Source organism: Novosphingobium sp. GW835-FHT14H07 (assembly GCF_058793515.1).
In genome coordinates, this window is record NZ_JBXAFX010000025.1 from 51,073 (window position 1) to 57,867 (window position 6,795).

7 protein-coding genes are annotated in these 6,795 nt (G+C 65.0%); 1 reads left to right on the plus strand and 6 read right to left on the minus strand.

The features are described from left to right. Window positions 1–76: 76 nt before the first annotated feature. Complete coding sequence (locus tag AC1Q5P_RS17570; RefSeq protein WP_492519621.1) at window positions 77–952, plus strand: hypothetical protein; 876 nt, start codon at window positions 77–79, stop codon at window positions 950–952. 72 nt (window positions 953–1,024) lie between these two features. Here the strand turns inward: AC1Q5P_RS17570 and gatB are convergent, their stop codons facing one another. The 6 genes from gatB to rpsU all read right to left on the minus strand — a co-directional run bounded on the left by gatB (window position 1,025) and on the right by rpsU (window position 6,525). Continuing rightward, complete coding sequence (gatB, locus tag AC1Q5P_RS17575; RefSeq protein WP_492519622.1) at window positions 1,025–2,518, minus strand: Asp-tRNA(Asn)/Glu-tRNA(Gln) amidotransferase subunit GatB; 1,494 nt, start codon at window positions 2,516–2,518, stop codon at window positions 1,025–1,027. Between the two features lie 40 nt (window positions 2,519–2,558). Next, a complete protein-coding gene (locus AC1Q5P_RS17580; protein ID WP_492519623.1) occupies window positions 2,559–3,710 on the minus strand; it encodes an acyltransferase family protein in 1,152 nt (383 codons plus the stop codon). After that, window positions 3,704–5,188, minus strand: a complete 1,485-nt coding sequence (gene gatA, locus AC1Q5P_RS17585; RefSeq protein WP_492519624.1) for an Asp-tRNA(Asn)/Glu-tRNA(Gln) amidotransferase subunit GatA — start codon at window positions 5,186–5,188, stop codon at window positions 3,704–3,706. Before gatA ends, AC1Q5P_RS17580 begins: the two co-directional genes overlap by 7 nt. Beyond that, window positions 5,188–5,490 (minus strand): Asp-tRNA(Asn)/Glu-tRNA(Gln) amidotransferase subunit GatC, encoded by a 303-nt coding sequence (gene gatC, locus AC1Q5P_RS17590; protein WP_039331689.1) that lies wholly within the window; start codon window positions 5,488–5,490, stop codon window positions 5,188–5,190. The genes gatA and gatC overlap by 1 nt, the downstream gene beginning before the upstream one ends. A gap of 101 nt (window positions 5,491–5,591) precedes the next feature. Then, complete coding sequence (locus AC1Q5P_RS17595; protein ID WP_039331687.1) at window positions 5,592–6,161, minus strand: FKBP-type peptidyl-prolyl cis-trans isomerase; 570 nt, start codon at window positions 6,159–6,161, stop codon at window positions 5,592–5,594. Window positions 6,162–6,318: 157 nt separating this feature from the next. Further along, window positions 6,319–6,525 (minus strand): 30S ribosomal protein S21, encoded by a 207-nt coding sequence (gene rpsU / locus AC1Q5P_RS17600; RefSeq protein ID WP_039331685.1) that lies wholly within the window; start codon window positions 6,523–6,525, stop codon window positions 6,319–6,321. Window positions 6,526–6,795: the final 270 nt, after the last annotated feature.

A 6,795-nucleotide genomic window follows, 5' to 3' on the forward strand; every position in this document is an offset into this window, starting at 1 on the left:
GGGAGGGAGAGCTCGCGCTTCGCCCTCCCGCACTGGCTAGCGACACACAGACAATCGATCCATAGGAGCACTGCCCTTGAGGCTATTTGCCAAGGCGGGCTTGGCCGCCGTTATTGCCTTGCTGGCAGCAGATCCGGCATTCGCCGGCTCCCCCAACCTGGCCAAGGGACCACTGACGCTCGCCCAAAAGGATCGTGCAGCGCCCGAAGGTCGCGCCGTCCAGATCGTGGTGGACACGCCGCAGATTGGCGCAACGGTCGAGATCGGACGTGTCATCCCGGATCTTTCAGCAGGTTCGAAGATCACGGCTCTAACCAGCATAGCCCAGCGCGAGGCGGACTTCGCCATCACTCCGCTGCGCGCAGCACTCAAGGACTACGACGCAAACGCCAAGGCGCTGGACGCAGCCAAGGCTGGCCTTGCCGTCGTGCCGTGGGTCAATCCGGCACCATTGGAAACTGCCGTCGAGCCCGGCGCCACGCGCCCACTGGATTTCATCGCCGTCGCCAAGACGCCAACCGTCGGGCTCGTGCGGATCGGATATTACCTCTCGCCCGATGCCACGCGCATCGAAGCCCGCGCGGATCTCGAGATCGTGCGCAAGGCGGGCAAGGGCGGTGCCACGGTGACTGTGCTGGTCTTGCAGCATGTTACCAGCGCCGTCGTGCTGAACAAGCCGTCGTTCGTCGTACGCGAGAACGTTGCGCGCTGGTCAGCCAACAATGGAGAGCTTGCCCGCAGCGCCATTGATCGTGCACTCGGACAGTTGCGCGATCTTATTCCGGAGTCGCTGGCGCTGGACACCGGAAGAGTGGCTTCCTTTGCCACCATGACTGACATGGCGCAGGCTGCAGGGCGCTTCGGCCCTGCGGTCGATCGTGGAACAGCTGGCCCCGGCAGCATGGTGATCTGGTCGAAGGGTCTGGTCGGGGTAATGCCCGCTTCGAACTGATTTGACCGGTACGGCATAGACACCAGCACTTCGGGCGGAGCGCACTGCGCACCGCCCACCGCGCCAGCAAGATCACCCCAGCTTCTTCTTCAGCAGTTCGTTGACGACGCCGGGGTTGGCCTTGCCCTGCATGGCCTTCATCGTCTGGCCGACGAAGAAGCCGAACAGGGCTTCCTTGCCCGCCTTGTACTGTTCGACCTTGTCGGCGTTGGCTGCAAGGATGCCGTCGATCGCGGCTTCGATGGCGCCGGTGTCCGAGGTCTGCTTGAGGCCTTCGCGCTCGACGATGGCGGCAGCGCCGTCGCCGCTTTCCAGCATCTTTTCCAGCACCTGCTTGGCGATGGAGCCCGAAATCGTGCCGTCGGCGATCAGTGCGAGCAGTTCGGCCCCTGCTGCCGGGCTGACTGGCGAATTGTCGAGGCCCTTGCCGAGCTTGTTCAATGCGCCGAACAGTTCGGAGATCAGCCAGTTGGCCGCCTGCTTGGCGACATCGGCTTCGCTCTTCTTCGCCTTTGCCGCGGTTTCGGACAGCAGCACTTCGAACCAGCGCGCGGTCTCGACATCGGCCGTCAGGACACCGGCATTGTAGGCCGAGAGGCCCAGCGCGGTCTCGTAGCGGTGGCGCTTGGCGTCGGGCAGTTCCGGCAGGCTCGCGCGGCAATCCTCGAGGAAGGCATCATCGAGTTCGAGCGGCAGCAAATCGGGATCGGGGAAGTAGCGATAGTCGTGCGCGTCTTCCTTGGAGCGCATCGAGCGGGTCTCGTTGCGGTCAGGATCGTAGAGGCGCGTTTCCTGCACCACCGTGCCGCCATCCTCGATCAGGGCAACCTGGCGCTTGGCCTCCTGTTCGACCACGGCCATGACGAAGCGGACCGAGTTGACGTTCTTGGTTTCGGTGCGGGTGCCGAAGGGTTCTCCGGGGCGGCGGACCGAGACGTTGACGTCGGCGCGCATCGAACCCTGGTCCATGTTGCCATCGCACGAGCCGACATAGCGCAGGATCGTGCGCAGCTTCGAAAGATACGCTCCGGCCTCGGCCGGGGAGCGCATGTCGGGGCGGCTGACGATCTCCATCAGCGCGACGCCGGAGCGGTTGAGATCGACATAGGACATCGTCGGGTGCTGATCGTGCATCAGCTTGCCCGCGTCCTGCTCCACGTGAATCCGCTCGATCCCGATCGTCTTGGTCGATTCCGGGTTCTTGTCGTCAAGCTGGATCTCGATCGAACCCTCACCCACGATCGGATGGTAGAGCTGGCTGATCTGGTAGCCCTGCGGAAGATCGGCGTAGAAGTAGTTCTTGCGATCGAACCGCGACCACTTGTTGATCTGCGCGTTGATGGCCATGCCGGTGCGCACCGCCTGGCGGATGCACTCCATGTTCGGCACGGGAAGCATGCCTGGCATTGCCGCATCGACGAGGCTGACCTGCGTGTTCGGCTCGGCCCCGAAAGCGGTGGCCGCGCCCGAGAACAGCTTGGCATTCGAAGTGACCTGCGCGTGGACTTCGAGGCCGATCACGACCTCCCATTCGCCGGTTGCGCCCTGGATACGATATTCGCTCATGATCCGCCCGATAAGGTGTGAGGGATGGGTTGGAAAGGGGTCAAATCGCCGGCCTGGGCACCGGTCGCCCGGCCACGCGGCGCGACCAGCTGCGCGCCGGTTGCTCGATTAGCCTGGCAAAAGGCACGGCGACGATCAGGCACAGTGCCATGATGAGAAGTTTCATGCTGTCAGCTTGCCAAGCCGGGCCGGTCAGGGCGTCTGCCCCGCCAATGGTGGAATCGGCAATCATCAGCCCCAGGCGCGGCTGGAACACGGCCAGCAGATCGAACACGCGGCCGATCACGAAGACGTGGACCATGTAGAGCGCATAGGACATCGTTCCGAGCCACTGGAATGGCGCTGCGCACAGCAGGCGCGAAATGAGCCCGCGCTGGAGTGCGGCCAAGGCCACCAGCGCAGTGGCGGCAAGATCGAAGGCGATGAGACTGCCGCTGCCCCAAAGCACCGCGCCAAGAGCGAGGAGCGCAGCCCCTTCCAGCGCGGTCGCCAGGGAGACCGGCAGGGTCGGCGGCGTCGAGCGTTGGTAAGCGCGATGGAGAGCGAGGCCCAGGCCGAACCCGGCAATGCCGCGCCCGATGTTGGACGCCAGGCCGTAGAACGGTCCGCCAAGCGCAACGTATGTCAGCACGGCCACGGCCAGCGCCAACCACGCCATCCAGCTGCGCTGTCCGCCCGCGCGCCAGCCTGCGGCCGCAAGCAGGTAAAGCAACATCTCCACCGATACCGACCAGCTTGGGTGGTTCCAGATGACACCCAGCGAAGGCACCACGCCCTGCAGCAGCAGGTAGGCAATCGGCAGGTCGGCCGGATCGGCCGCCCCCGCCATCAGGCCATGGGTGCGCAACTCCGGCCGCATCAGCCCCAGCGCCAGCATCGACAGCGCGAAAACGGTGAGCATCGCCGCATGCAGCGGCCACACGCGGCCCCAGCGCAGCCAGATGAAACGGGAGAACGAAAAGCCTGCCGAGAGCTTCGCGCCATAGGACGCGGCGATGACGAAGCCCGACAGCACGAAGAACAGGTCGACCATGCGGCCGAAGTTCGCATCGAACCCCGCAGCGGAAATGCCGGCCATGGCAGGGATATGATGAAACACCACCCCCAGCGCCGCAAGACCGCGCAAGGCATCGAGGACGGGATAGCGCAAGGGCTTGCCGGCGCTGCTCCCGTCGGTCGGCTGGCTTACCACCACTTCTCCGGTCGTGCGGTGAACTGCGCGCGCTGTTCGATGGCAAGGCTGGCGTTGAGCACGCCCTGCTCGTCGAACGCCTTGCCGATGACCTGAAGACCGAGCGGCAAGCCGTTGCGGTCAAGCCCGGCGGGCACCGACATCGCCGGAAGGCCGGCAAGGCTGGCGGGCACCGAGAACACGTCGTTCAGGTACATCTCCAGCGGATCGGCGCTCTTTTCTCCCAGCGCAAAGGCCGAGGACGGCGCGGTCGGGACGAGGATCACGTCGACGTCCATGAACGCGTTGGTGAAGTCCCGCGAGATCAGGGTGCGGACCTTCTGCGCCTGCGTGTAGTAGGCGTCGTAGAAGCCGGCCGAAAGCACATAGGTGCCGATCATGATGCGGCGCTTCACTTCCGGGCCGAAGCCGGCAGCGCGGGTGGCAGCGTACATGTCCTGCAGGCCGGCACCGTCGGGCAGATCGCGCAGGCCGTAGCGCACGCCATCATAGCGGGCGAGGTTCGACGAAGCTTCGGCAGGAGCGATGATGTAATAGGTCGGCAGCGCGTACTTCGTGTGCGGCAGCGAGATTTCGACGATCTCGGCGCCCGCGTCCTTCAGCCAGGCGATGCCGTCGTCCCACGACCTGGCCACGTCCGGGTCCATGCCATCAAGGCGGTATTCGCGCGGGATACCGACCCTCTTGCCCCGCATGTCGGCGTTGAGGCCTTCGGTCCATTCGGGCACCGGCAGGTTGAGACTGGTCGAATCCTTGGGATCGAATCCGGCCATGGCTTCGAGCATGATCGCGCAGTCGGTCACGTCGTGGGCCATCGCGCCTGCCTGATCGAGCGAGGAGGCGAAGGCGACGACGCCCCAGCGCGAGCAGCGGCCATAGGTCGGCTTGATGCCGGAAATGCCGGTAAAGGCGGCAGGCTGGCGGATCGAGCCGCCGGTGTCGGTGCCGGTGGCGGCAGGGGCGATGCGCGCGGCGACGGCAGATGACGAACCACCCGACGAGCCGCCGGGGGCCAGCGGCGCCGTGTCACCCGGACGGCGCCAGGGCGAGATCACGTTGCCGAAAGCGCTGGTCTCGTTCGAGGAGCCCATCGCAAACTGATCGAGGTTGAGCTTGCCGAGCATGCCCGCGCCCGCGTCCCACAGCTTCTGCGAAACGGTCGACTCATACTCGGGCTTGAAGCCTTCGAGGATCTTCGAGGCGGCGGTGGTCTGCGTGCCCTTGGTGGCAAACAGGTCCTTCATGCCGATCGGCACGCCAGCCATCTTGCCCAGTACCTTGCCCGCCGAACGGTCTGCATCGACCTTTGCAGCGGCTTCCAGCGCCTTTTCGGGCGTGGTGACGATGAAGGCGTTCAGGGCAGGCTGTGCTGCCTCTACCGCCGCGTTGAACGCGGTGGCGACTTCGGTGGCGGTAAACTCGCCCTTGGCCACGCCATCGCGGATGGCGGCAATGCCGAGGTTGGTCAGGTCAGTCATTATTCGATCACCTTGGGCACGCCGAAGAAGCCATGTTCGGGCGCGGGCGCATTGGCCAGCACCGCATCGCGGATATCGCCGCCGGTCAGCGGATCGGCGTTGACCACGTCATCGCGCAGGCGCTGGTGGTTGGGGATGACGGCGGTCATCGGCTCGATCCCGGTCACGTCGACTTCGCCGAGCTGTTCGACCCAGGCGAGGATGCCGTTGAGTTCGGGGACCATCGCGTCAAGCTCGGCCTCGGTGACCTTGATGCGGGCCAGCGAGGCGATCTTCGCCACCGTGGCGGTATCTACGGACATGGCGGATACTCTTATCGGAAAGAAAAAAGGAACGCCGCGCGCTACCAGAGCGCACGGCGTGCTTCAAGCCGAGGCCGCCCCATAAGGGCGCCCGGCCAGGATCAGGGTTGCGGAGCGCCTTCGGGCATCGGCACGCCACCGGGAGCGCCGCCTTCTGCACCACCGGCCCCGCCCTGCATGCGCTGCATCTGTTCGAGCATCATGCGCTGCTGCTGGATTTCGGCAGCGCTGCGGAAATCGAGCAGTTCGATCTCGAAGACGAGGTCGGAATTGGCGGGGATCACCACTTCGCCGGTCTGCGGATTGCGCTTTTCCTCGGCGCCATAGGCCTTCTCGGACGGGATCTCGAGGACGTACTTGCCGCCCTTCTGCATCTTCGAAAGGCCCTCGGAGAAGCCAGGGATCACGGTCTCGAGCGGGAGGACCGCGTTCTGGCCCCGGTCGAATTCCTTGCCGCTGGCGAGACGCCCGACATAGTTGATCAGCGCGACATCAGCCTTAGTCGGCGAAGCGCCGGTGCCGGCCTTGACCGTCTCGATCTCGATGCCCTGATAGCGGGTGGCATAGGCCACGCCCGAACCGAGCAGGACTGCGGCAATGACGCCGAGCCAGATCTTGCCGACGGAGCCCTTGGCAACGGGCTGGAGCGGAACGCGGGTGATTTCCGACATGCTTTCCCCCTGGAGCGCGATTCGCCCGAATCGCGCCGGATGATTCGAATGACCTGACCGAGGCCCACGAAAAAGGGCGCCGGAGTGCGGCGCCCTCTTGGCCCATCAGGGCGCTTACGGCAAGTAGCCAGATGGAGCGTTTCCGCCCCGATCCGTCTTACTTGACGCCGTCACGCTCCTGGCGCTTGCGCTCGAGCTTGCGGGCGCGGCGAACCGCGGCAGCCTTCTCGCGAGCGCGCTTTTCCGAGGGCTTCTCGAAGTGACGACGCAGCTTCATTTCGCGATACACGCCTTCACGCTGCAGCTTCTTCTTGAGTGCACGAAGAGCCTGGTCGACGTTGTTATCGCGAACGAGAATCTGCATAAACCGCTACACCTCAATCTGACGGCGAGAGCCCGCGAAACCGGCGGGAGTCACCTTGAATCTGGAAACACAAAGCAAGCCGAATCCGTACAGGACCGGCCCGAACGGGAGCGCCATTAGTCAAAACGCCCCACAAAGGCAAGCAAAGTCGTGCGTTTTGTGGCTGAGCCGTAACTCGCGTTCCGGCAGCGGCACCGGCCCGCTCCCCCGCCCGGCCACCCACGAGAGTATCCTGAATGGGTGGCCGGGCGGGGGAGCGGGCCGGTGCCG

Excerpts from the sequence above, each read along its gene's own strand:
- gatB (WP_492519622.1), bottom strand. The coding sequence starts at position 2,518 with ATGAGCGAATATCGTATCCAGGGCGCAACCGGCGAATGGGAGGTCGTG.
- gatA (WP_492519624.1), bottom strand. The coding sequence starts at position 5,188 with ATGACTGACCTGACCAACCTCGGCATTGCCGCCATCCGCGATGGCGTG.
- gatC (WP_039331689.1), bottom strand. The coding sequence starts at position 5,490 with ATGTCCGTAGATACCGCCACGGTGGCGAAGATCGCCTCGCTGGCCCGC.
- AC1Q5P_RS17595 (WP_039331687.1), bottom strand. The coding sequence starts at position 6,161 with ATGTCGGAAATCACCCGCGTTCCGCTCCAGCCCGTTGCCAAGGGCTCC.
- rpsU (WP_039331685.1), bottom strand. The coding sequence starts at position 6,525 with ATGCAGATTCTCGTTCGCGATAACAACGTCGACCAGGCTCTTCGTGCA.